Raw genomic sequence first — 25,629 nt, 5'->3', positions numbered from 1 at the left:
GAAGGTTCCTATGAACAGGATCACTGCTGCCCTCTATAGGTTTTTAGTCGTCTATCTTTCGGTCGCGATGGTCGTGACCTCGATACTCCTTGCGCCCAGCACAGCCTATGCCGATGACGCCGGGGCGCTTGCCGTTGAGAGCGAGGCCCAAGAGACCGACTCGGGCTCCGATACCGATGCGGTCGATGAATCATCACCTTCGGACGAAAGCGCTTCATCCGCGTCTTCCGATCAGGAGAATAATACGCAGGACGACTCATCCAGCGCGGCATCCGACGCCCCCGGGACGAGCCTAGCTCAGGACCTCACAAGTGCTGCGACTGATTCCGATGCTGCAAAGAGCTCGCCTGCAACGTCAGAGTCCTCGTCCGATGACAGCGAAGTCGATCCCCTCGTGTATGAGGACCCAACGGTCTACGAGTATGCCAAGCTTATGCCGAATGGCTATGTGTATCCGTGCGATGCAAGCGGAAGCGTTACGGTAGAGATCGATGGAAACGACCCGTACGGGAGCTCTGTCGACGGTAAATTGGTAACCAATCTGATCGTTGATTACGGAGTGGATGGGGTTCCCGGATATATTTGTGAGTATTCCTCCAATTTGCGTTCGGTGCGTTTTGAGAACAGCTCTATTTCTTCAATTGGACTACACGCCTTTTCTGGGTGCTCCAATCTCGCCGATATCAGCTTTTCCGGTATGACCATTGGGGGCATCGGAACAGAGGCGTTTTCTGGGTGCGGATCGCTTACGAGCCTGAACATTAATGACGTTGCTACCATCGGCTCTATGGGCGATGCCGCGTTTGCCTGGAGCGGGCTGCGGTCTACGGGTCTCGACAAGGTCGTTGGTCTCAGTTCGATTCCTGAGAACGCTTATAATGCCTGCAGCGCTCTGACCGATACCGGTCTGGGCGGGAACACATCCATCACGTCAATCGGCGTTAATGCGTTCAAAAACTGCTCCCGCCTTGCGACGACCGGACTTGAGAGCAATACGACGATCAAGACGCTCCGCGAAGGTTGCTTCTCCGGGACCAATATGAGCGGCGGGCTGACGCTGCCCCTTTATTCCAAAATCGAGGAACTGCCGAGCCGTGCGTTCTATGGCTCTAAGCTCGAAACCGTGTACCTTGGGTGCGACCATGTGGTGCTCATTAATTCCACCACGTTTCCCAAGCAATACATGACTGTCATGGTCCCTGCCAAGATGGTTTCGCAATACGAAAGCGGCCACCCTAAAGAGGTTTGGGAGAGCTGTAATGGTAGCCTGCCCGTCCCCGTAGGCAAGATGCTCCAAAAGATTGAGATCTCGCGTGATCCCGACAAGATGGCCTATCAGCCGGGGGAAAAGATCTCGCTCGAGGGCATGAGTGTCACATTTCAATATCCTCATTCGACGATGGATAGCGACTACGAAGCGCTCATAAAGGAAGAACTCGGCGAATACCTTACGGCGACCCCCTGCGATGGTGATGTCTTCGACGAGTCGATGGACGGAGAACCTATACAGCTCGTGTACGACGATGGCTACACGCGCCTTGTCGCGTACAGCAAGGGCAACCTGCAGCAGGCGGCCTACGAGTATGCCAAGCTCATGCCCAACTACTATCTGTATCCGTGCGACGCAAACGGAAATCTTACGGTAGAAATCGATGAAAACAACCCGCGCGAGAACTCTGTCGATGGTCGAATGGTAACGAATTTGATTGTCGATTACGGGGTTGATGAAGTCGACGCACAGCTCTGCGCCGACTCTTCCAATCTGCGCTCGGTGCGCTTTGAGAACAGTTCCATTTCCAAAATCGGATTGCACGCCTTCTATAACTGCCCGAATCTCACCAATATCAGCCTTTCCGGTATGACCATCGGCACCATCGGAAAAGAGGCATTCTATGGCTGCAAGTCGCTTGCGAGCCTGAACATCAGCGAGACTACTACCATTGGCTCGATGGGCGACGCCGCGTTTGCCGAGAGTGGACTGGTGTCCACGGGGCTCGACAAGGTTGTCGGCCTCACATCGATTCCCGACAGAGCCTACGAAGGCTGCAAGGCTCTGACCGATACCGGCCTGGACAAGAATGCCTCCATTACATCGATTGGCGTTTGCGCGTTCAGGTTTTGCTCGGACCTTGCTACCACAGGGCTCGAGAGCAACACAACGGTCGAAACGCTTGGCCACACCTGCTTCTACGGCACCGACTTGAGCGGCGGACTGACGCTGCCATATAACTCCAAGATCGAGGAGTTGCCGGAAAAGGCGTTTGGCAGTACCAATCTCGAGACCGTGTTCTTTGGGTGCAACCATGCGGTGCTCATTAACACCGACACGTTCCCCAAATACAACATGACCGTCATGGTCCCCGCAAAGATGATTCCAAAGTACAGCAAGGGAGAGCCCAAGGCTGTTTGGGAGAGGTGCAACGGCTGCCTGCCCGTCCCGGTGGGCAAGGTGCTCGAGAACGTTGAGATCTCATGCGACCCCAACAACATGACCTATGAGCCGGGGGACACCATTTCGCTCGAGGGCATGAGCGTCGAGCTCGATTACCCGCATTCGGTATCGATTTGGAACTACGAAGCCCTCATAAAGGGAGAACTGGGTGAGTACCTTACGGCGACTCCATGCGACGGTGACGTCTTCGATGAGTCGATGGACGGACAGCCCGTAAAGCTCGTGTATGACGATGGCTATTCACATTTTGAAACCCAGACCAAGGGCACGCTACAGCTTAAGAAGCCTGAGCCGACGTCGTTCCAGATCTCCTATGCTCAAACGATCGATAAAGGCGAACGCAAACTGATGGACGGCGTTGAGCTGCCCGATGTTTCCGGCGCGACGACGATCGATGCGGGCGCCGAGGTCACGCTCGATGCCGGTGCTTTGGGGATGCTCAACGACAACATCACGTTTAAGGGCTGGTATGACACCGAGTCCGGCAAGTACATCTCCAAAGAGACGGCCTACACGTTTACGCCGGATAAGGATCTGTCCCTGGAGGCTCGCTTTAAGCTCAAGGACTATGCGGTGCATGTCAACGATGCGCAGGCGACCGATTCGTCGCAGGACTATGCGCACCTGAGTGTTACCGCCCAAAACTGCTATCGCAATGCCGGCGAGACGGTTGAGGTTTCCGCCGTCACGGATAATGCCCTGTTCCTGGGCTGGTATCTGGGCGAGGGCGATGATGCGTACGCCGCGAGCGATCAGCTCGACTTTACCTATACGGTGGACAAGGCGGACGCGATTGTGTCCGAGGACAAGGCTGACGCTAGGATCGAGATCACTCCGCGATACTGCGCTCCGCAGGCGAGCGTTGTGCTGAGTGTGGATGGGGTCGATGAGAACGGGCAGCCGCTCGGGCAGTTCCTTTCCACCGGTCTGTATGGCATCGGGTCGCGCGTAACGGTCGTGGCGGTGCCAATGCCTGGCTATGTGTTTGACTACGCGACCGATGCCCTCGGCAACGTTGTCTTTACCGGCGACGATGGTCCGTCCTACACGTTTGTGCTCGAGGGAGATGTGCAGTACACCGCGCATTTCCGCGAGGCGACTGACCCCGACGAGTCACTCGCGGCGCTGAAGGCCGCGCTCATTGCCGCGATTACGGCTGCGGCCGTTCTCGCCACCATGTATGGCCTGGGCGAGATTGTCGACCCCATCGCGGCCGACGCGGTGATTGAGATCGGTATGGCCGACAACATTGAGGATGTTGCCGCTGTGGGCACCAAGGTGCTCAAGGAGATTAAGGACATCATCGACGACCACAAGAAGCCCAAGCCTCATGGCGACCATAAGATTGAGATTATTGCCACCGCGCAGCCCGAGGTGGGCGGTGCCGTTACCGGCGGTGGTTTCCACTACGAGGGGACGGTCGCCACGCTCGAAGCCGTCGCAAATCCCGGCTATCGCTTCGTATGTTGGAAAGAGAACGGCGTCGAGGTCTCGACATCTCCTCTCAAGACGATGACGATCACGGACCTGACGCCCGAGGTTGTAAAGATGACGGCCGTCTTTGAGAAAAAAGTCGAGGTCACGGCAGTTGCCGAAGCCGATGGCATTCAGGCCGATTTTTCGACGGGCTGCACCGCAAGCCCTGTAAAGCAGAGCATCACCCGTGGCGATCAGGCTATGGTCACTGCGAGCGAGGGTCCCGACTATGCCTTTGTGGGATGGTTTGAGGACGGCATCGAGGTTTCGCCCGAGCGCACGTATATCTTCAAGGCCGAGGTCGACCGCCATCTGGTTGCGCGCTTCCGCAAGGCGGACAAGACTATTCTGGTGAATACCGATCCCTTCGATAGCGCCGAGGTGCTGTGCGATGGCATGCCAGTCGTGGATGGCAAGGTTCGCGCGAAGGATGGCGATATTCTCACGTTTACGATGCGGCCCAAGGTGCGCCCCGACAATCCGGAGAAAACGTACCGTTTTGTAGAGTGGCGAGAAACCGATGCGCAGGGTATCACGATTGCCAACAAGCAGGAAGTTTGCGAATACCGCGTTAACGGCAATGCCCGAATTGAGGCCGTAATGGACGGCAGAGATACGCATACCGTGCGTGCCGAGGCCGACCCGCTCGAGGGCGGCACCGTTGCACTGAAGCGCGACGAGACTGCTGGCATGGTCCTCGAGGTCCCCGAGGGTGAGCGCGTGACTGCGGAGGCCACGCCATCTGAGGGTTATATCTTTGACGGTTGGTACCTGAACAACGGCGGCTCGGATGCCACCGCGACGCTGGTTTCGAGCGAGCGCTCCTATACCCTTGAGCCCATTACCGACTGCGTGATCCAAGCGAAGTTTACGCGCGCCTGCAAGGTAGACGTGGTCGTTGAGCCGGCCGCGGCCATGGCGGGCAAATATATGGTGCACGGCGAGGGCTACTGCATGAAGGGCGAGCCTGCCACGCTGAGCATTGAACTCACGGCCGAGGCGAGCAAACAATTTACCTTTAAGGGCTGGTACGACGCCAAGACGGACTTGCTTTTGGGCACCGACCCCAGCTACCTCGAGTTCTATCCCGAGGACGTGGAATGCACCGTGCGTGCGGTGTTTGAGGAAAACACGTATACCGTGACGGCGAAGGCAAAAAAGACCTTTGTGGAGCGCGGTACCGTTGAGATCGAGGGGCATCCGGGCGCATCTTCTGTTACCTGTGGCTACGGCGATACGGTGATGCTCAAGGCAAAGGCCAACGACGGCTATCGTTTTGACCATTGGAAGGATGGCTCCGGTAAGGAGTACGACACCGCCGAGCTGGTCGTCAAGGTCACCAAGAGCGATACCTATACCGCGATTTTTACCGACTCAAAGCCCGAGGTCATCGTCACCGCCGATTCATGGCTCGGCGGTACCGTGACGTGCAATGGGACCGTGGTGAAGCCTACGACCGATACGTTTAAATTAGGGGAAACCCTTCATTTGACGGCCAAGGCCCATCCTGGCTTTTTGTTCCGGGGTTGGTACGTCAATGGTCGCCTGAAGAGCCTTAAGCACGAGACCTCGTTGGTTGCGAAGGCTCGCGGTAAAACCGGACACTGCGTTATTACCGCGGCCTTCGTGCCGATCGATACCGTCTGCGTGCCTCTCGCCGATCCTGCGGAGGGCGGCACCGTCAAGGCGAGCCGAATCCTTGCCGACCGCGGCGCGGAGGTTGCCCTTAAGGCGACGCCCAATCCCGGTTACGTCTTTACTGGTTGGTATACGGCCGACGGCACGTTTGAGTCTGCCGATGCGGAGTTCACCTGCCACCAGGAGCGCAGCCATGTGCACGTCGCTCGCTTTATGGCAAAAAGCTATGAAGTCGACGCCGCGGCGGTAGTTGATTCCGGCACCGGTTCGCTGGTCGAATCGAGCGTCGCCGGCTGGGTCGAGGGCACAGGTACCGTTGAGGCGGGGCATGCCGCCACGCTGACCGCGCATGCGCTTTCGGGCTATGCGTTTGAGTATTGGGCCGATGCCTCGGGCGCCGTGGTAAGCCGCGACATCACCTATCACGTGGTGCCGACGTCTGACACGGCGCTCCAGGCCGTGTTCTCGGCAAAACAATATACGGTGGACGTCTCGTGTGAAGAGAGCATGGGCACGGTCGAGGGCGCGGGGGCGTATGCCGCTGGACAGGTCGTAACCGTGCGTACGGTCGCCGCCGAGGATACGGCTTTTGTGGGCTGGTTCCGTAACGGCACATGCGTGAGCTCCAAGAAAACCTATCGATTTACCGTGCGTGAGGATACGTCGCTCTATGCCGTCTTTGCGTCGGGTTCGTATGTCGTGCATACCGTTGCTTCGCCTGCCGAGGGCGGAGTCGTGAGCGGCTTTGGTGGCTATGAGGCTGGCGACCGCGCAACGCTTCGTGCGATCGCCAACACCGGGTATTCGTTTGCGGGTTGGACGGACGACAAGGGCGAGACAGTCAGCGAGAACGCCGACTATACCGTTAAGGTCGCGGGTGACGCCACCTATACGGCGACCTTTACGCCTAAGTCCTATCAGGTCGTTTTGAGCGCGAGTGACGATAGCGTTAGCACCCTGAGCGGCGAGGGCTCCTATCAATTCGGTGATACGGTCGAACTCAACGCTACGCCTATGGGTACCAAGCGATTTGCCGGTTGGTATGTCCTGGATGCCGAGGGCAACAAGTTGCTGCTGAGCTGCGACGCCCATTGCTGGGTTAAGCTCGACAAGGATATGGTCGAGGGGCTCGAGGACGATACGTTGGAGCTCCAGGCCGTGTTTGCCGATCCGTACGAGGTGACCGTTGCGGGCGAGGTCGTGGTGAAGGACAAGGCTTCGAACAGGGGCTGCCGTGTTACGGGCAGCGGTAGCTTTGCCGTGGGCGACCAGGTGGAACTGTCCGCTGTTGCCGGTATGGGCTATCGCTTTGTGGGATGGAGCACCGATAAGGAGGGCACCTCGATTGTCGAGACCGCGACGACCCTCGATGTGACCGCCACGCAAGACATAACGTACTACGCGCAGTTCGAATCCGATGGACAGGTGACCATTACCGTCACTGGCTCGTCCATCTTCCGCGGTACGGCCCTTCTGGTCGACGGCATTCCTGCCGGCAGCAGGTCCTACGACAGGGGCGACATTTTTATGGCGATTGCGATTCCGTGGAAGAAGTACCACTTCTCGCATTGGGTCGACGATGCGGGTGTCACGGTGAGCTACAGCGCTTTCTATATCGGTACCGCCAAGGAGAATAAGCAGCTTACGGCCGTGTTCTACGAGACGGGCTGCGATGTTCAGGTCGCTACGTATCCTAAGGATGCTGGCTTTTCGATGGTGGCGCTCGGTACGGGTGGCTCCTACCACTCCGCGGCGATTATGTTTACCGTGCCGCATAAGGGTTGGAAGTTTAAATACTGGGTCGATGAGAACGGCGTGCCTGTGGGATTTACGCCGGTGATCAACCGCGTAGTGTTTGGCAACCGTACTTTTACGGCCGTTTATGAGCGGGCGTCGATGACGGTTACAGCGGTGGATTCGCGTCAGGGCGGACACGTCGAGGGTTCCTCCGAGGACGAATCTCTGGGCTATGCCGTGACCAACGAAGTCGAGAACGGTGAGTCCACGACCCTGACTGCCGTTCCCGATGCGGGCTATGTGTTCGATGGGTGGTATGCACGCAACGACGACGGGTCGCTGGGCGATGAGCCGCTGAGCACGGATGCTACCTGGACGTTTGTCCCCGAGGACAACATGACTGTCGAGGCGCGCTTTGCGGAGGCGCCTAAGTACAAGGTGACGGCCCGAGCGGTCAACGGATCGGTTGATCCGGAGTCTGCTTTGGTCGCCACGGATGGCAAGGTGACGCTTTCGGCGGCGCCCGATGAGGGCTGCTACCTGACGCGCGTGACCGTTGCCGAAGAGGCTGGCGAGGATGGTTCGGCCGGCAATGCCTATGACCTTGATATTTCTGACTATAAGGGTGGGGCGTATGAGGTCACGCTGAGTGGCGTGAGTGCTCCGCAGCAGGTCACGTTTGAATTCGCAAAGGCTGCGGCTCCGGAGGTGCTCGCTCAGCCGCAGGATGCAAGTGCTTATGAGGGCGATCCGGTTGAACTTTCGGTTGCCGCGGAGGCGGGGCGCAACGTTCGCGTCCATGCGGCCGTGTCTTCTGGATCCGCTGCAGACGTCAAGCTGAGCTACCAGTGGTATCGCGTGTCTGACGATGGCGGCAAGGCGGTGGCGCTGAAGGGCGAGACGGGGGAGACGCTTTCGATCACCCAGCTCGACAGCGACGGCGAAGGTGAGTATTTCTGTCGCATTACGCAGAACTACCTGGGCACGGTGACAAAGACGGATACCGAACATGCGAAGGTATCCATCGTGCCGCGAGAAGCACTTGTGTTTAACGGGCGCGTGCTGCCGGTGGCGACCGCTCACGATGAGTACCGCGTCGTGATTGCGGGCGCTACGGGCGGCAAGGCACCGTATGCGTACAACTTGGATGATGTTGAGGTTCCTGAGGGCATGCAGCTGACGCTGGCAGATGACGGATCGGGCGCCTTGGTACTCTCGGGCGTGCCTGCGGCTACGGGTGTGCATAGCTTCAAGATTGGGTGCACTGATGACCTGGGCAACAAGTGCGATGCGCACTTCGCGCTGCTCGTGAAGGCGAAGGAAGCCCCGCTTACATTTGAGGGCCAGACCTTTACCTACAACGCGACGGCGCAGGCCCCGGAGCTTTCGGGCGTGCCCGAGGGTTGCGAGGACGATGTCAAACTGACCTATGTTGGCACGGGCGACACACATTACTCGTCGGATCAGGCGCCGGTGGATGCCGGCACGTATCGTGCGGTGGTGACGCTCGACGCCAAGGGATATGTCGGTAATGCCTCCTGTGACTTCACGATCGAGAAGGCCCCGGTCGATATTTCGATCGAGACGTCTGATGTGACATACGATGGCGCACGACACGGTGCGGCGGTTGCGGTTGCCGGCCTTGATGCGTCTGGCTATTCCGTTGCCTATTGCGGTATAGATGGAACGTCCTATGGTCCGACGGCGCTGGAGCCGTGCGACAGCGGTAACTACCGCGTCACGGTTAAGGTGACTGACTCCAACTATCAGGGTAAAGAGTCCGCCGAGTTCTCGATTACAAAGGCGAGCCAGGTCATTACGGGAACGACAAGCTATTCGGGCGTGTATGGTGGAGACCCCATTGTGTTTAACAACGTTGCCCAGACTCCCGTGACTTTTGAGCTGGTCGATTCCGATGACGATAGGGGCCCGGTTTCGATTAAGGGACGCTGCGCGACGGTGAAGGCTGCCGGTACGGCACGTGTTGTCGCCCATGCCAAGGCGTCTCGAAACTATCTTGCCGCCGAGGACGTCGAGTTGACGGTTTCCGTTGCACCTGCCCAGTTGCTGGTGAAGGTCGACGATGCCGAGCGCTTTGAGGGCCAGGAAAATCCCGAGTTTACCTCCAGCTTGGTGAGCCGTTGCGACACCTCGGACGTTAAAGTTACGTACTTCTGCTCGGCGAATAAGAAATCGCCGGCGGGTGAGTACCAGATCGACGCGGCGGTTGCCGATCCGAACTTTGATGTCGCGGTCGACCCCGGTACGCTGACGGTCAAGAAGAAGCCCGAACATTACAAGGTGACGGCGAAGGCAGTCAACGGTTCGGTCGACAACGACTTGGTTTCGGTCGTTGAGGGCGGGGATGCGACCGTCTCGGCGACGCCCGACGAGGGCTGCTACCTCGAGCGCGTGACGGTCGCGCAGGCCGGCTCAGATGCGACCGTTGACCTCGACATTTCTGATTACAAGGGCGGGGCGTACAAGGTCACGCTGAGCGATGTCACCACATCGCGGGAGGTCGCGTTCGAGTTTGCGAAGGCGGACGCTCCGCGTGTGGTCGCGCAGCCGCAGGACGTGAGCGTCCATGAGGGCGATTCGGCTGTGCTCTCGGTCGCGGCCGAGGCGGGCAAGAACGTCGCCGACCACGCGGCCTCGTCCACGGGTTGCGCTGCCGAGGTTGAGCTCTCCTACCAGTGGTTCCGCATGGTGAATGGCAAGGCCGTGGCGCTCGAGGGCGAGACGGGGGAGACGCTCTCGCTCGCGGACCTCGACGACGAGCTGGCCGGCGAGTATTTCTGCCGCATCACTCAGCGCTACCTTGGTACTGAGAAGCAGACGGACAGTGATTGCGTCTCCGTCTCCGTCGTTGCCTGGGACACCCTTGTGTTTAACGGTGGCCTGCTGCCGGCAGCGAGTGCGCACGGCACGTACATCGCCACGATTGCCGGGGCCGCGGGCGGCAAGGCTCCGTACGAGTACGCATGGGATAAGACGAAGCTCCCCGACGGGCTCAAGCTCTCCCGTACTTCGGGCGGTCTGACGCTCTCTGGTGTTCCGTCCAAGACGGGCGTTTTCGCCTTCGATATTACGTGCACGGATGCCCGTGGCGAGGCCATGACCGCCCGCTTTGCGCTCGCTGTCCAGGCAAAGCGCGTAAAGCTTACGTTTACGGATGGCGACTTTACCTTTAATGGCGCGTCGCAGGCCCCCGAAGTTTCCGGTGCTCCCAAGGTCTGCAAGGGTGACCTGAAGGTCTGGTACTACGGATGCGGAAGTACGCAATATTTCTCGACGGATGCCCCGACCGATGCCGGCACATACCGCGCTGTCGCCACGCTGCGCAGCCACGGCTACATCGGTGCCGCTGCCTGCCAGTTCGAGATCGCTCCGGCAAAGCTCAAGGTGAAGGTTGACGACGCCGAGCGCTTCGAGGGAGAGGCGGACCCGGCGTTTACCTCGAGCCTGGAGAGTGCGGTTGATACTTCGGGTGTGAAGGTCGAGTACTCCTGCGATGCCGATGAGAGCTCTCCTGCTGGCAAGTACCAGATCGGCGCGACGGTCACCGATCCGAATTTCGATGTCGAGGTCGTGCCCGGAACGCTGACGGTGAAAAAGAAGCAGGAGCCCGTCGGTCCCGACCCGGTGGTTCCGGACCCGGACAATCCGGATAACCCCGACCCGGACAACCCGGATCCTGATCAGCCTGATCCTGGTCCTAACCCCGGCCCGGATAATCCGGAGCCCGATAATCCTAATCCGGATCCCAAGCCTGATCCAGATCCCAAGCCTGATCCAGATCCCAAGCCTGATCCAGATCCCAAGCCTGATCCCGATAATCCCGACCCTGATAACCCCGAGCCCGATAACCCGGACAAGCCCGAGCGCTTTGAGGTGACGGCAAAGGCGGTCAACGGTTCGGTCGACAACGCTTCCGTCACCGTTGATGCGGGCGGCGACGTGACGCTCTCGGCGACGCCCGACGAGGGCTGCTACCTCGAGCGGGTGACGGTCACGGAAGCCGGCCCGGACAAGGCCATCGATCTCGATATTTCCGGCTATGAGGGCGGAGCGTACGAGGTCACGCTGAGTGGCGTCACCGCGTCGCACGAGATTACGTTCGAGTTCGCGAAAGCGGACGCTCCGAAGGTGATTGCGCAGCCACAGGACGCGAGTGCCCACGAGGGCGATGCTGTTGTGCTCTCGGTTGCTGCCGAGGCGGGCAAGGGCGTCCTCGACCACACGTCCTCGTCCACGGGTTCCGCCGCCGATGTCGAACTTTCCTATCAGTGGTTCCACATGGTGGGCGGCGAGACCGTGGCGCTCGAGGGCGAGACGGGGGAGACGCTCCTCATCGAGGGCCTTGATGAGGATTGCGCCGGCGAGTATTTCTGCCGCGTCACTCAGCGCTACCTTGGTACCGAGGCGCAGGTGGAAAGCGATCGTGCCGTCGTTTCCGTTGTGCTCCGGGATGCCCTCGTGTTCAACGGCGGTCTGCTGCCGGTCGCACGTGCGCATAGCACGTATCGAGCGACGATTGCGGGTGCCGCGGGTGGCGAAGCTCCATATGAGTACACATGGGACGACGCTAAGCTCCCCGACGGGTTTAAGCTCACCCGCACAGCGGGCGGCCTGACGCTCTCGGGCACCCCGTCCAAGGCCGGAGTGTCTAGCTTTGACATCACGTGCAAGGACGCTCGGGGTGAGACCGGGACCGCGCACTTTGTTCTGGTCGTTCAGGCGAAGCGGGTCAAGCTTGCATTTGAGAGCGGCAACTTCGTCTATAGCGGTGACGCCCAGGCGCCCGAGGTCACGGGGGTTCCCAAGGCCTGCGAAGGTGACCTGAGGGTCAGGTATTACGGGACGGGCGGCACGCACTATTCGTCGAGTGAGGCCCCGACCGATGCCGGCACGTATCGCGCCGTTGCCACGCTGCGAAGCAACGGGTATATCGGCGCCGCCTCGCGCAAGTTCAGGATTGCGCCGACGAAGCTTAAGGTAAAAGTCGACGATGTTGAACGCTTCGAGGGAGAGATGAATCCCGCCTTTACCTCGAGCCTAAAGAGCTCGGCCGATACCTCGGGCGTGAAGGTCGAGTACTCCTGCGTCGCCGATGAGAGTTCTCCGGCGGGCGAGTACCAGATCGAGGCGACGGTCACCGACCCGAACTTTGATGTCACGGTTGAGCCCGGTACGCTGACGGTGAAGAAGAAGCAAGAGCCTGTCGACCCGGACCCGGTGGTTCCCGATCCGGACAAGCCCGATGGACCCGATCCGGACAAGCCGGACCCGGACCAGCCTGACCCGGACCAGCCGGACAAGCCCGAGCCCAACCAGCCTGACCCGGGCAGGCCCGAGCCCGGCAAACCGGAGCCTGATCAGCCGGACAAGCCGGACCCGGATAACCCGGATAAGCCTGAGCCCGACAACCCGAGTAAGCCGGAGCCGGAAAAGCCCGGAACGCCCGATTCGGACCAGCCGGATTCAAAGGATCCGACAAAACCCGGTAGTTCGGATGACTCCGCAGCTGATAAGGCAAAGGCATCGGGCGCGGAAAACTCCGGCAAGAAGGAATCTTCCAAGTCGAGCGCTCAGCAGCTCGCCGATACGGGCGATCACGCGCCATTGGCCGTCGCCGTGGCTGCGGGCGCCGTTGCGCTTATCGCAATAGCGCTCGAGCTGCTGCGTCGTCGTCGCTCGGACGCGTAACGGCTCAAAAGGGGTGGCTAGATTGAAGCTGTGCGCGATTTAGCCTGCTAAAGCGTATATACTTGCGGGACGGGTCTTGTGCCCGTCCCGTTTTTGATTCGACCCGAAAGGTGGTCCCATGGCTTCATCCGCCCCGCGCGGTCTGCGCTCCGACCATGTCCTCACCGTCGGCATCGCCCTGTTCTCGATGCTCTTTGGCGCCGGCAACCTTATTATCCCGCCGCTGCTGGCGCTGCAGGCAGGCTCTGCCACGCCGGTTGCCATGCTTGGCTTTCTCATTGCCGCCATCGGCCTGCCCGTCATGGGCTTTATCGCCGTTGCGCTTGCCGGAACGGCGCGCGAGCTTGCCGGCCGCGTGCACCCCAAGTTTGGCGAGTTCTTTGTTGCGGCGGTGTATCTGGCCATTGGCCCGTGCCTGGCCATTCCGCGCACGAGCTCCACGGCCTTCGAGATGCTGGTGCCGCTGCTGCCCGAGGGCGTCTCGCTCAGCACGGCACGCCTGGTGTTTGCCGTTGGATTCTTTATCATCGCGTTTGCGCTCACGCTGCGCCCCGGCGTCATCACGCGCGTGCTCGGCCGCATTACGGGCCCCGCGCTCATTGCCCTTATCGTATTGGTCGTGGGTGCCGCTGTGGTCTCGCCGCTGGGCTCCGCTGCCGCGCCGCAGGCTCCCTATAATGCTGGCGCTGCCGTACAGGGCTTTTTGACCGGCTATCAGACCATGGACCTGCTCGCGTCGCTCGCCTTTGGCATCATCATCGCCGAGACCATCCACGAGCTGGGTGTTACCGATGACAAGCGCGTTGCCTTCGAGATTTCGCGCTCCGGCGTGATCGCTGGTGTGCTCATGGCCATCATCTACTGCGGCTTGGGCCTTGCCGGCGCGCAGCTCAGCACCGTGATGCCCGATGCCACCAACGGTGCCGCCATCCTCGCCCGTTCCGCCTCTATGCACTTTGGCCTCGCCGGCACGGTCGTGGTCTTTGCGATCTTCTTCCTCGCTTGCATGAACGTGTGCATTGGCCTTATCAGCTGCTGTTCGCGCTATTTCTGCGAGACGTATGTGGTCAAAGGGGGAGCGGAGGCTTCCGAGGAGGCCATGCGTCGTCCCTTTGCTGTTCTCGCCTTTGTGTTCGCGGCGTTTTCGTGCGTGCTTTCCAACGTGGGCATCGACGTGATTCTTATGTTCTCGGTGCCCATGCTCAACGCCCTGTACCCCGTCGCCATCGTGCTGGTGCTTATGGGTCTGGTGCACGGTTTTTGCGACGCGCATCCGCAGGTGTGGGTCTGGGTCGGCGGCGTTGTCGCAGTGCAGAGCGTGATTACCTCGGTCCGCGATGCGTTCTTTACGGGCGCGTGGCTGCCGTTCGATGCGCTGCCGCTGGCAGACATTGGAGCCGCGTGGGCGCCGGTTGCCGTGGTGGCGTTTGTGATCGGCCTGCTCCACAGCTGGTTTGTCGTACATTCGAGGAGCTAGGGTATCGTCGCTTGCACAGGCGGGGAGTCTCCCCTATAATTTCCTTCGCTTTGGGACACGCAAGGTTTAGACCTTAGCTGCTCAACACCTTCGGGACGTGGCGCAGTTTGGTAGCGCGCCTGCTTTGGGAGCAGGATGTCGCAGGTTCAAATCCTGTCGTCCCGACCATATCTTGCGGGCGTAGTTCAATGGTAGAACCCCAGCCTTCCAAGCTGATGACGCGGGTTCGATTCCCGTCGCCCGCTCCATAAGAATTGTTTTAACGGCTTTGGTTTCCTTTGGGGATCAGAGCTGTTTTCGTTTACGCGCCGGGCGACGGGAATCGAATCCGCCAGGGTGCGGAGCTGAGAAAATGCGTGAGCATTTTCCAGCGCAGCACGCAAGGGCCGAAGGCCCGCAGCGAAGCAAATCCTTGGACTTCCCGTCGCCCGCTCCAAGCTATATAATCGCAGGCCAATATGCTAATTTGGCTCGCGTTTATTTTTATACCGTCCGACCTCGCGGGGCAAATGAACCAGGAGCGTTTGTCCCGAATCGTAAGAAAGAAGTGATTTCCATGGCACAGAGCAAGGCAGAATACCCCACCTCCGATTGCCTGGCGCCCGCCGCGATCGAGGCGAAGACCGAGGCCGCAGGCGTTACCAAGGCCAACCTGCCGGTCTCGAAGGCCTTTTTGCTCGCCATGTTCGCCGGCGCGTTCATCGCCTTCGGCGGCCTGTTCTTCACGGTCTTTCTGAGCGATCCCACGCTTGGCTGGGGCGCCCAGCGCTTCGTGGGCGGTCTTGCTTTTTGCCTGGGACTGGTGCTCGTGCTCATTTGCGGCGCGGAACTGTTTACCGGCAACTCGCTTATGGTCTGCGCGCTTAAGAGCAAAAAGATCACGCTCGTCCAGATGCTCAAGGCTTGGGCTATTGTGTGGATCGGCAACTTTGCCGGCGCCCTGTTCGTTGTCTTTTTGATTTACATGGCAGCCATTTACAAACTCAACGGCGAGGCCGTCGCCAACACCATGGTGAGTGTCGCCGCCGGTAAGGTTACGATCGGCGCCGTTACCATCTTCTTCCGCGGCATTCTGTGCAACATCTTTGTGTGTCTGGCCGTATGGATCGGCACTGCCGGCAAGACCGTGGTCGACAAGGTCGTGGGCATTTTGCTGCCCATCGCTGCCTTTGTAGCCTGCGGTTTTGAGCACTGCGTTGCCAACATGTACTTTTTGCCCATGGGCATTTTGATGCACTCCTGCGGCTATGGAGCCGATGTCGCTGGCGCCGATGCCCTCAACGCTGCCGGGTTGGCGCTCAACCTTACGGTCGCCACGCTGGGCAATATCGTGGGTGGCGCCCTGATCGTGGCGCTGGGCTACTGGTTTATCTACGCCAATAAGGAGGCCTAAAGCCACCAAGCCATAACCGACCAAAAAGGGACAGGTTTATTTTGGCAGGTTTTAGACGAGGCGCTTCGACGTCTTGTCACGAGCTGCCATAATGGACCTGTCCCTTTTGCGTGCGCGCCGGTATTTATTTGCCCGATGACGATCGCGGGGGACCAGCTTTTTATTGAACATGTCGAAAGGCTTTTCATGAGCGACTGCGAATCCATGTCTGCCGAGGTGCGCGGCCGCCTGCGTTCCATTCCCGCCGTTCACGAGCTGCTTGCCGAGTGGCCGGTCATGAAGGCTGCTGGCGATGCAGGCGACACGATGGTACGCGAGGCGATTGACGCCGAGCTCGATGCCGAGCGCGCGGCGATTCGCTCCGGCGCCCCTGCAAGGAACAAGCGCGAGCTCGCCTTGGCAATTGAGCAGCGGACCCATCGCCTGTCGCTGCCGACCCTGCGCCCTGCCGTCAACGCGACGGGCGTTGTGATTCACACCAATCTGGGCCGCGCTCCGCTCGCTCCCGCGGCGGTGCAGGCGGTGACCGATGTCGCCCGAGGCTACAGCACGCTTGAGTATGACGTCTCAACCTGCGCTCGCGGGGGCCGAAAAGAGCATGCCGCGCGTCTGCTGCGCACGCTCACGGGGGCGCAGGACGCCTTAGTTGTCAACAACAATGCCGCCGCGGTGCTGTTGGTGCTTGCCGCGCATGCCTTCGGCAAAGAGGTCATCGTGAGCCGCGGCGAGCTTGTCGAGGTGGGAGGCAGTTTCCGTATCCCCGACATCATGGCGGCTTCGGGTACCAAGCTTGTCGAGGTGGGCTCCACCAACCGCACGCATCTGGACGATTATCGAAGCGCCATTACGCCCAACACGGCGATGATCCTCAAAGTCCATCCTTCCAACTACCGTATCGAGGGCTTCCACGAGGAGGTTTCCGTGGCGGAGCTTTCTGCGCTGGCGCATGAGCACGGGCTGTTGCTGTACGAGGATCAGGGCTCGGGCGCTTTGCTTGCAGACGGGGTGCTCGCCGATGCGGGGGAGAAGCCCACGTCCGCCTCGCTTTGCGCCGGCGTTGACGTCGTCTCGTGCTCGGGTGACAAGCTGCTCGGCGCCTCGCAGGCAGGCATTATTCTCGGCAGCGCCCAGGCAATTGCCGCCTGCGCCTCTCATCCGCTTATGCGCGCGCTTCGCCCCGGTAAGCTCACGCTCGCGGCGCTCGAGGCCACCCTGCGTCTGTATGTGGCCGGTCCCGATACGGCACATCGTGAGATCCCGGTGCTCAACATGCTTTCCGCTGCGCCGGCTCCGCTCGAGCGTCAGGCCAAGCGCCTGCATGACCGCATGCTGCGCAAGCTTCGCGACTCTCAGTTCGAGGAGGCGGTGGAGCTGCAGGTTGTCGAGGGCGCCTCTGCTCCCGGCGGCGGTTCGCTGCCGACTGTCGAGCTCCCAACTTTTTGCGTTGCCGTTTGCCCCGCCGATGGGTGCCTGTCCGCCGATGGCCTAAAGCGCGCTATGGTACAGGAGCCCGATACGCCGGTCGTGACGCGCGTGCAGCATGGCCAGGTACTTTTTGACGTTCGCACGCTTTTGCGCGACACCGACCTTGACCTGTGTGCGTCTGCGTTGGTGGATGCCGTGCGGGCGGGTTTGCGTTGATGACCGCGCTTGAGCTTGTCGAGTGTCCCGTTGTCGTTGGAACAGCAGGACACGTCGACCACGGAAAGTCGGCCCTTATCGAGGCGCTGACCGGCAAAAATCCCGACCGTCTGGAGGTCGAACGGCGCCGAGGCATGACCACTGAGCTCGGCTTTGGCGAGCTCGAGCTTCCCAGCGGCAAGCTTGTCGGCTTGGTTGACGTGCCCGGGCATGCGCACTATTTGCGCGCCATGGTGCAGGGCGCCACCGGCGTGGACGTTGCGTTGCTGGTTGTTTCTGCCGTTGAGAGCGTGATGCCGCAGACCCGCGAGCACGTTCACGTGCTGGAGCTGTTGGGCGTGAGACACCTCGTGGTGGCGCTCACGATGCGCGATCTGGCCGATGACGAGACGGCGGAGCTCGCCGAGCTCGACGTGATGGACTTCCTCAGCGATACCGTCTTTGCCGATGCGCCCGTGGTGCCTGTTTCCTCGCGCACGGGCGTGGGCATCGAGGACGTTCGCCTTGCCCTCGATGCCGCCATCGACTCTTTCCTGGCCGATGCCGCATCCCGCCCGGTGCGCCCCGGTCTGGCCCCGCGCCTGCCCATCGACCGCTGCTTCACCATCAAGGGATCCGGGACGGTCGTCACGGGCACGCTTCACGATGCCCCCGTAGCGGTGGGCGACGAGCTCGTCTCATGTCCCGCGGGCGTGCGCTGCCGCGTGCGCGCGATTCAGGTGCATGGTGATACTCCTCGGGCGTTGCCCGGACAGCGCGCGGCGCTCAACATCGTGGGCGACGGTGCGGGCGACCTTCCGCGTGGCGAGGTCCTCTGCGGGTCTGGTGCTGAGGGCTCGACGCTCAGGCTCATCGCCCGCTTCACGTATCTGGGGCGCGAGGGCACCAAGCCCGCGCCCTTCGGGTCCGGTACGCGCGTTCATGTGATGGCGGGTACGGCGGAGGTCCTTGGCCGTATCATGCTCATGGAGGGTGAGGGACCCATTGAGGTTGGCGAGACCCGCATCGTGCAGGTCCGTCTGGAGGAGCGCCTTCCCGTGCGATCGGGCGACGGCCTCATTGTGCTCGCGTTCTCGCCGGTGGTGCTTATCGGCGGCGGTCGTGTTCTTCTTTCGCGGTGTCGCCGCTCGCGCGTCCTCTCCGCGGGCGAGTGTGCGCTGCTCGGGGCCCTGGATGCCGACGACCGCGCCGCCGCCGTTGCCGCATGGTTGGGGCTGCAGCGCCTGCCCGTGCCTGCCGCGGCCGCAGCCCGTGCTCTCGATCTTTCGGGTGCCGAGGCGGCTGCGCTCCTGCACGGGGCGGTTTCCTCGGGTCACGCCGTGGCGCTTCGTGCCGAGCGCTCGACCGAGGAGCTCTATGCCGCCCCCGCTGTGCTCGATGCCGCCCTCGCCACGCTCTCCGTCACGCTGGCCGCCATGCACGGGGCCGCGCCCAAGCAGACGGGTTTCACGCCGGGCGAGGTCGCGCATGCCGCCTGGCCGACAGCGGGCGAAGACGTCGCGTCCGCGCTCGTTCTCGAGGGCTGTGCGCGCGGCGTGTGCACCGTCGACGGTGCCGAGGTGTTCGACCCGCACTCTGCCGCTGCGGCGATACGTGTGGTGCGCGAGGCGAGCCAGCGCATCGTGGCCGCCCTCGACGAGGCGGGTCTCGGTGCGGCGACGCTGCCCGAGGTGGGTGAGCGTCTGCAGCTCGATCGCGACACCATGACGCGTGCCCTGCGCGGGCTTTCGCTCAACCGCGCGATCGTTAAGATCGAACGCGACGTTGCCTTGTCTGCCGCCGCCGAGGCCCATGCACGTGAGGTCGTCGCCGCGGCTATCGAGGCTGCTGGCGGCGTTGCCACGACGAGTGTGCTGCGCGAGGCCCTAGGCGTGTCGCGCAAACGAGCCATCAGCATCTTGGAGCATCTGGATGCGGTGCGTTTTACGACGCTCGACAAGGAGGCCGGCGGCCTCAGATCGCTTCGTTAGGGGTTGTCGTATCACTGTCCGCCACAAAACCTGCCTATCTACTACGTTTAAGTGACTACCCTCGACCATACCAAAAATTGTAAAAGTAAAACCGCAGGTAGACGACTTGCCGATGTTACGAAAAAGTGGGTATGGTTAACCCTTGCTGGTTAAACGTAGTAGATGGGCCGTTTTCGTGGCGCGACACTGCGCGTTTGGTAAAATACCGCCACGTTTGGGAACGGATGGGCTCCGGTGGGCCCCGCGGTCCTCAAAACCGTTGTGAGGCGTGCAAAACGTCTTGGATGTGTTCGATTCACATACGTTCCCGCCAACGCATCCTGCCAACCGCCACAAAGGTGCCCGTCCTCTTTGTGGTGGTATGGACCACGTGGACGAAACAGGTTTGAAACACGGGTTTTGCACGTCAGGCACTCAAAAACGCCTCTACCTGCATCGTAATCAAAACGAAACATCTGCTCGTCTGCTTATGCGAAACTTTCCCGCAACAGTGCGATATTATCCATACACGATAAAGTTCGCGGCGCACAGGGTGCCGCGACCGACACTTTTCGTTTCCTATCATTGGAGGAAGCATGAGCTACACGCAGAAAGTTCTCGACGAGCTCAAGGCCCGCTATCCCGAGCAGCCTGAGTTCATCCAGGCCGCGACCGAGATCCTCGGCACCATCCAGCCGGCGCTCGACGCCCATCCCGAGTACGAGGAGGCCGCCCTGCTTGAGCGCCTCGTCGAGCCCGAGCGCATCGTTATGTTCCGTGTCCCCTGGGTCGATGACCAGGGCAAGGTCCAGGTCAACCGCGGCTATCGTGTCGAGTTCAACTCTGCCATTGGACCCTACAAGGGCGGTCTGCGCTTTAACCCGACGGTCACCCTGGGTATGCTCAAGTTCCTGGGCTTGGAGCAGATCCTCAAGAACAGCCTGACCACCCTTCCCATGGGCGGCGGCAAGGGCGGCTCCGACTTTGACCCCAAGGGCAAGTCCAACAACGAGATCATGCACTTCTGCCAGTCCTTCATGACCGAGCTCTATCGCCATATTGGCCCCAATACCGACGTTCCCGCCGGCGACCTGGGCGTTGGCGGCCGCGAGGTTGCCTACATGTTCGGTCAGTACAAGCGCCTGACCAACGAGTGGACCGGCGTCCTTACCGGCAAGGGCCTCTCCTTTGGCGGCTCGCTCGCCCGTACCGAGGCCACCGGCTACGGTCTGGTCTACTTTGTGGACGAGTACCTCAAGAGCCGCGGCGAGTCCTTCGAGGGCAAGAACGTCGTCGTTCACGGCTCCGGTAACGTCGCCATCTACGCGGTCCAGAAGGTCGCCCAGCTCGGCGGCAAGGTGCTGGCCTGCTCCGACACCCACGGCTGGGTCGAGGACCCCGACGGCATCGACTACACCGTGCTCGAGCATGTCTATAACAAGAAGCGCTCTGGCCACGACAAGGGCGTCACGCTCGCTATGTACGTCGACGAGAAGCCCAATGCCACGTGGCACGAGGGCGACGGCCGTGGCGTGTGGCAGCTTCCCTGCGACATCGCGCTGCCCTGCGCTCGCGAGAACACGCTGCTGCTCGAGGACGCCCAGGCGCTCGTCGCCAACGGCTGCAAGGTGGTCGGCGAGGGCGCGAACATGCCCACGACCATCGAGGCCACGACCTACTTCCAGGAGAACGGCGTCGCCTTTATGCCCGGCAAGGCTGCCAACGCCGGTGGCGTGCTCGTGTCCGGCCTGGAGATGAGCCAGAACGCCGAGCACCTGTCCTGGACCTTCGAGGAGGTCGACGGCAAGCTCGAGCAGCTCATGCGCGGCATGTTCCACAACGTGGACGACACCGCCAAGGAGTACGGCGAGGAGGGCAACTTCGTCATGGGCGCCAACATCGCCGGCTTCCTGAAGGTCGCAGACGCCATGCTCGCCCAGGGCGTCTGCTAAATTGTCGCTCGACATAGCATCGCAGAAGGCTCCCAGTCATCTTGGCTGGGAGCCTTTTTTTGATCCGCATGCGACGGAGGAAAACGGTTCATTTTGTCCCGACACGAGCTGTGCCCCCTCGTTTGGTACACTTAAAGGTACTGGACAAGTGAAGAGATGGGGGAGAACGTGCTCAAGTTCGGTACCTACGTCCGTGTTGGAAACGCGGCCGAAGCCTATGAGCTCTTGCAGAAGAACCGCAACAACAAGATTGTGGGCGGCGGCATCTGGATGCGCCTGGGTTCGCGTCGTGTGGCGACGGCGATTGACCTTTCGGCCTGCGGACTCGATCATATCGAGGAGACCGAGACCGAGTTTCGCATCGGTGCCATGTGCACCCTGCGCCAGCTCGAGCGTCATGCCGGGCTCAACGCGCTTGTCAATAATGTCTTTGAGTTCGCCGTCCACGACATCGTGGGCGTGCAGCTGCGCAACACCGCCACGGTGGGCGGCAGCATCTACGGCCGCTTTGGCTTCTCGGACGTTCTCTCCGCCTTTCTCGCGCTCGATTCCTATGTTGAGCTGACGGGCGCCGGTCGCGTGCCGCTCGCGGAGTTCGTGGATATGGGCTATGTGCGCGACGTGATCGAGCACGTCGTGGTCGTCAAGCATGATTACCGCGCGAGCTACGAGGCCGTGCGCAAGGCCGCGACCGACTTCCCCTCGCTGAACGTCACCGCCGCCTGGTGGGACAGCACCTGGCACGTCACCGTGGGCGCCCGCCCGCTGCGCGCGACTCTGCTGCAGGGCGAGGCGTGCGGCCTGGTGAACGAGCATCCTTCCGAGGACGAGCTTCGCGCCCTTGCTGCATCCGTGCGTGCCCTGAGCTACGGAACCAACCTGTGGGGCTCGGTCGAGTACCGCCGTCGCATCTCGGCACCGCTCGCCGTCCAGGCCGTGCGTCGTGCCGCCGGCATCGAGCTTTCTGCCGCGCTTGCCCGCGAGCTCGAGACCGTGCAGATTCCTAAGTTTGCCACGGACGAGTATTCCTGCCGCCGCGTGCCCGGCGTCGATTCTAGCGAGGTGCGCTAATGGCTACCAAACTCATCGATCTTTCCTTTACGCTCAACGGCCGTAAGGTCAAGGTTCAGATTGCCCCCGACACTATGCTCTTTGCGCTGCTGCGCGAGCAGGGCTGTGCGTCGGTGCGCTGCGCCTGCGAGACCACCAACTGCGGCCTGTGCACGGTGTGGCTCGACGGCGACCCGGTGCTGAGCTGCTCGGTTCCCGCCGCCCGCGTTGAGGGCCACACCATCACCACGCTCGAGGGTCTCAAGGCCGAGTCCGAGGCGCTTGCCCGCGCGATGGCTGCCGAAGGCGCCGAGCAGTGCGGTTTTTGCGCCCCCGGCCTTATCATGAACGTGCTGGCGCTTGCCCGCGCCGCCAAGGAGGACCCGAGCCTCGTCGCCACGCGCGAGGAGCTGTCGCGCCAGCTCGCCGGCAACCTCTGCCGTTGCAGCGGCTACGAGAGCCAGCTGCGCGCCATTGTCCGCTTCCTCAACGAGTCCGGCGTGCAGGTGGGCTTTGAGATGCCCGAACTGCCGGTCAACGACACCAGCTGCGACGGTGTCTCGTACAAGCAGATCACCCATAAGCAGCCCAAGAAGGACTCGAAGGCGCTGCTCGAGGGCCGTCCCGTCTACACGGGCGATATGGTGCCCGCCGGGGCCCTGATCGTCAAACTCAAGCGCAGCCCCTATGCCCGCGCCAAGATCCGCTCCATCGATACGTCGCGCGCCCTGAAGGTGCCCGGCGTCGTGGGCGTCTACACTTACGAGGACGTGCCCAAGCGCCGCTTTACTATCGCCGGTCAGAGCTATCCGCAGCCGAGTCCCTACGACCGTTTGATTCTCGAGAACCTTGTGCGCTACCAAAACGAGGAGGTGGCGATCGTCGCTGCCGAGACCGAGGAGGCTGCCGACAAGGCGCTCAAGCTCATCAAGGTCGACTATGAGGTGCTCGAGCCCCTGCTCGACTTTACCCAGGCACTCGATAACGATATCGTGGTCCACCCCGAGGGCGACGTGACCTTTATGTTCCCGCAGGGCGGCGATGTCCCGCGCAACCTGGTGTGCAGCGGTACCAGCGATTTTGGCGACCTGGACGAGGCCTTCGCCCAGAGCGACATCGTCTTTGAGCGCACCTACACCAGCCAGGCCACGCAGACCGCGCCCATGGAGACCTTCCGCGCCTTCGCGACGACCGACGCGTTTGGGCGCATCTCCGTGACCACCTCGACGCAGGTGCCCTTCCACGTGCGCCGCATGGTCGCGCAGTCGCTCGACATTCCGCAGTCGCAGGTGCAGGTCATTAAGCCGCGCATCGGCGGTGGCTTTGGCTCCAAGCAGACGGGCTGCTGCGAGATCTTCGTTGCGTTTGTGACGCAGCAGACCGGCCGTCCGAGCTACTGCTGCTACACCCGTGAGGAGACCATCACTGCGGGCAACTCGCGCCACCAGATGCAGATGACCGTTAAGCTGGGCGCCATGAACGACGGCACCATCACGGCCATCGACCTGCACACGCTGTCCAACGCCGGCGCCTATGGCGAGCACGCCACCACGACGATCGGCCTTTCGGGCCACAAAAGCCTGCCCATCTACAACCACGTGAAGGCGAGCCGCTTTAGCTGGGACGCTGTCTACACCAATACCAACCGCGGCGGCGCGTATCGCGGCTACGGTGCCACCCAGGGCCAGTTTGCCGTGGAGAGTGCCGTCAACGAGCTCGCTGACATGCTGCACATGGACCCCGCCGACCTGCGCCTTAAGAACATCGTGCGCGAGGGCGAGATCATGACGCAGTACTACAACGAAAAGCTCAACGCCTGCGCACTCGACCGCTGCCTGCTGCGCGCGATGGACATGATCGGTTGGCGCGACAAGCCGCTGGCCGTCGACCTGGGCGACCGCGTGCGTGCTCTGGGCTGTGCGCTCACCATGCAGGGCTCGGGCATTTCCAACGTGGATATCGCCGGCATCGACATGCGCCTGGAAGAGGACGGCTTCATTTCCATCGGCACCGGCGCCACCGATAACGGCATGGGCGTCGACACGATCCTGGCGCAGATTGCCGCCGAGGAGCTGGGCGTGGAGAGCTCGCTCATTGTGGTGCGCGGCGTGGACACCGACGTGTCGCCGTTCGATGCCGGCTCGTACGCGAGCTCGGGTACGTACGTGACGGGCCTGGCAGCCAAGAACGCCGCGACCGAGCTGCGCGAGAAGATCTGCGCTAAGGCCGCCCAGATGTGGGACGTGGACGCCGCCGACGTGGTCTTTGATGGCCAGTACGTGCGCCTGTCCGACGAGCGTGCCGCGCGCGAGCAGAACCGCTACCTCACGCTGCGTGACTTTGCCAACCTGTGCGTCAAGAACATCGCGGGAGGCGACGCGCTGACCTCGCATGCCTCTGCCTGCCTGCCCGTTTCGCCTCCGCCGTTTATGGCCGGCATTGCCGAGGTCGAGGTCGACAAGGCCACCGGCAAGGTGACTGTGGTGGACTATGCGGCGGCCGTCGACTGCGGCACCGTGATCAATGAGGCGCTCGCGCGCGTCCAGGCCGAGGGCGGCATTGCCCAGGGCATCGGCCACGCGCTCTACGAGATTGTCGAGCACGACGACCGCGGCCGCCTGCGCACCGGCAACTTTATGAGCTACAAGCTGCCCACGCGCTTGGATATCGGCAGCATTCGCGTGGCCTTTGAGCCGAGCTACGAGCCGACGGGCCCGTTTGGCGCCAAGTCGATCGGCGAGGTCGTCATCAACACGCCGCTCGCCGCCGTTGCCTCGGCCGTGGCACACGCCACCGGCAACCAGGTTCGCTCGCTGCCGATCACGCCCGAGAAGGCTCTGCTGGGGGAGTAGCGGGTCAGCGAACAAGTCGTAGTTGGCGGGACGGGACAACTCGCCCCGCCTTTTGCACTCGTGGTGAGGTCGTGAGCCTGTAAAAGGTGTGCGTGCGCTTGCCGCTCGTATCTGCTATCATTCCTAATCTGTGCGCTCATGCGGGCGTGGCGGAATTGGTAGACGCGCCAGATTTAGGTTCTGGTGGGATTCCCGTGAAGGTTCGAGTCCTTTCGCCCGCACCAACGCATCTGCGTCGGCTTCGGCCGTCGCGACTCTTTGTTGCATAAAGGTACCAGCACCTCAGATAAGCTGGGCAGTATG

Annotated in this window: 8 protein-coding genes, 4 tRNA genes and 1 pseudogene; all 13 read left to right on the top strand. The window is 61.5% G+C overall.

Annotated features, from left to right (window positions below):
• Positions 1-10 precede the first annotated feature (10 nt).
• The 13 genes and pseudogenes from DWX63_RS01125 (at position 11) to DWX63_RS01075 (ending at position 25,550) form a co-directional block, all read left to right on the top strand.
• Positions 11-13,012: a leucine-rich repeat protein gene (locus tag DWX63_RS01125; protein WP_117842552.1), complete on the top strand. Its 13,002-nt coding sequence runs from the start codon at positions 11-13 to the stop codon at positions 13,010-13,012.
• A gap of 118 nt (positions 13,013-13,130) precedes the next feature.
• Positions 13,131-14,489 carry a branched-chain amino acid transport system II carrier protein gene (gene brnQ / locus DWX63_RS01120; protein ID WP_117842551.1) on the top strand — a complete coding sequence of 453 codons (1,359 nt, stop codon included), beginning with the start codon at positions 13,131-13,133 and terminating at the stop codon, positions 14,487-14,489.
• 91 nt (positions 14,490-14,580) lie between these two features.
• A tRNA-Pro gene (locus DWX63_RS01115) sits at positions 14,581-14,657 on the top strand.
• Between the two features lie 6 nt (positions 14,658-14,663).
• Positions 14,664-14,737: transfer RNA gene (locus DWX63_RS01110), tRNA-Gly, on the top strand.
• A gap of 308 nt (positions 14,738-15,045) precedes the next feature.
• Positions 15,046-15,882 (top strand): formate/nitrite transporter family protein, encoded by an 837-nt coding sequence (locus DWX63_RS01105; RefSeq protein WP_117800322.1) that lies wholly within the window; start codon positions 15,046-15,048, stop codon positions 15,880-15,882.
• Between the two features lie 186 nt (positions 15,883-16,068).
• Positions 16,069-17,523, top strand: coding sequence for an L-seryl-tRNA(Sec) selenium transferase (gene selA / locus DWX63_RS01100; RefSeq protein WP_158555287.1), 1,455 nt, complete (start codon positions 16,069-16,071; stop codon positions 17,521-17,523).
• Positions 17,523-19,493, top strand: a complete 1,971-nt coding sequence (gene selB, locus DWX63_RS01095) for a selenocysteine-specific translation elongation factor (RefSeq protein WP_117842549.1) — start codon at positions 17,523-17,525, stop codon at positions 19,491-19,493. The genes selA and selB overlap by 1 nt, the downstream gene beginning before the upstream one ends.
• 216 nt (positions 19,494-19,709) lie before the next feature.
• Positions 19,710-19,806: transfer RNA gene (locus tag DWX63_RS11180), tRNA-Sec, on the top strand.
• Between the two features lie 262 nt (positions 19,807-20,068).
• Positions 20,069-21,424: an NADP-specific glutamate dehydrogenase gene (gdhA, locus tag DWX63_RS01090; RefSeq protein ID WP_117842548.1), complete on the top strand. Its 1,356-nt coding sequence runs from the start codon at positions 20,069-20,071 to the stop codon at positions 21,422-21,424.
• Between the two features lie 168 nt (positions 21,425-21,592).
• A complete protein-coding gene (locus DWX63_RS01085) occupies positions 21,593-22,495 on the top strand; it encodes a xanthine dehydrogenase family protein subunit M (RefSeq protein WP_199411050.1) in 903 nt (300 codons plus the stop codon).
• Positions 22,495-22,938, top strand: a pseudogene (locus tag DWX63_RS11650) ((2Fe-2S)-binding protein); the annotation flags it as partial. The gene DWX63_RS01085 and the pseudogene DWX63_RS11650, both read left to right, overlap by 1 nt.
• A gap of 177 nt (positions 22,939-23,115) precedes the next feature.
• Complete coding sequence (locus DWX63_RS01080; RefSeq protein WP_370445862.1) at positions 23,116-25,326, top strand: xanthine dehydrogenase family protein molybdopterin-binding subunit; 2,211 nt, start codon at positions 23,116-23,118, stop codon at positions 25,324-25,326.
• Positions 25,327-25,466: 140 nt separating this feature from the next.
• Positions 25,467-25,550, top strand: a tRNA-Leu gene (locus tag DWX63_RS01075).
• Positions 25,551-25,629 lie beyond the last annotated feature (79 nt).

The sequence above is a fragment of the Collinsella sp. AF20-14LB genome, from assembly GCF_003459505.1.
Taxonomy (GTDB): Bacteria; Actinomycetota; Coriobacteriia; order Coriobacteriales; family Coriobacteriaceae; genus Collinsella.
The sequence above is the reverse complement of the archived record's forward strand: the minus strand, read 5'-3'. Positions and strand labels throughout refer to the sequence as shown.

Excerpts from the sequence above, each read along its gene's own strand:
- DWX63_RS01125 (WP_117842552.1), top strand. The coding sequence starts at position 11 with ATGAACAGGATCACTGCTGCCCTCTATAGGTTTTTAGTCGTCTATCTT.
- brnQ (WP_117842551.1), top strand. The coding sequence starts at position 13,131 with ATGGCTTCATCCGCCCCGCGCGGTCTGCGCTCCGACCATGTCCTCACC.
- DWX63_RS01105 (WP_117800322.1), top strand. The coding sequence starts at position 15,046 with ATGGCACAGAGCAAGGCAGAATACCCCACCTCCGATTGCCTGGCGCCC.
- selA (WP_158555287.1), top strand. The coding sequence starts at position 16,069 with ATGAGCGACTGCGAATCCATGTCTGCCGAGGTGCGCGGCCGCCTGCGT.
- selB (WP_117842549.1), top strand. The coding sequence starts at position 17,523 with ATGACCGCGCTTGAGCTTGTCGAGTGTCCCGTTGTCGTTGGAACAGCA.
- gdhA (WP_117842548.1), top strand. The coding sequence starts at position 20,069 with ATGAGCTACACGCAGAAAGTTCTCGACGAGCTCAAGGCCCGCTATCCC.
- DWX63_RS01080 (WP_370445862.1), top strand. The coding sequence starts at position 23,116 with ATGGTGCCCGCCGGGGCCCTGATCGTCAAACTCAAGCGCAGCCCCTAT.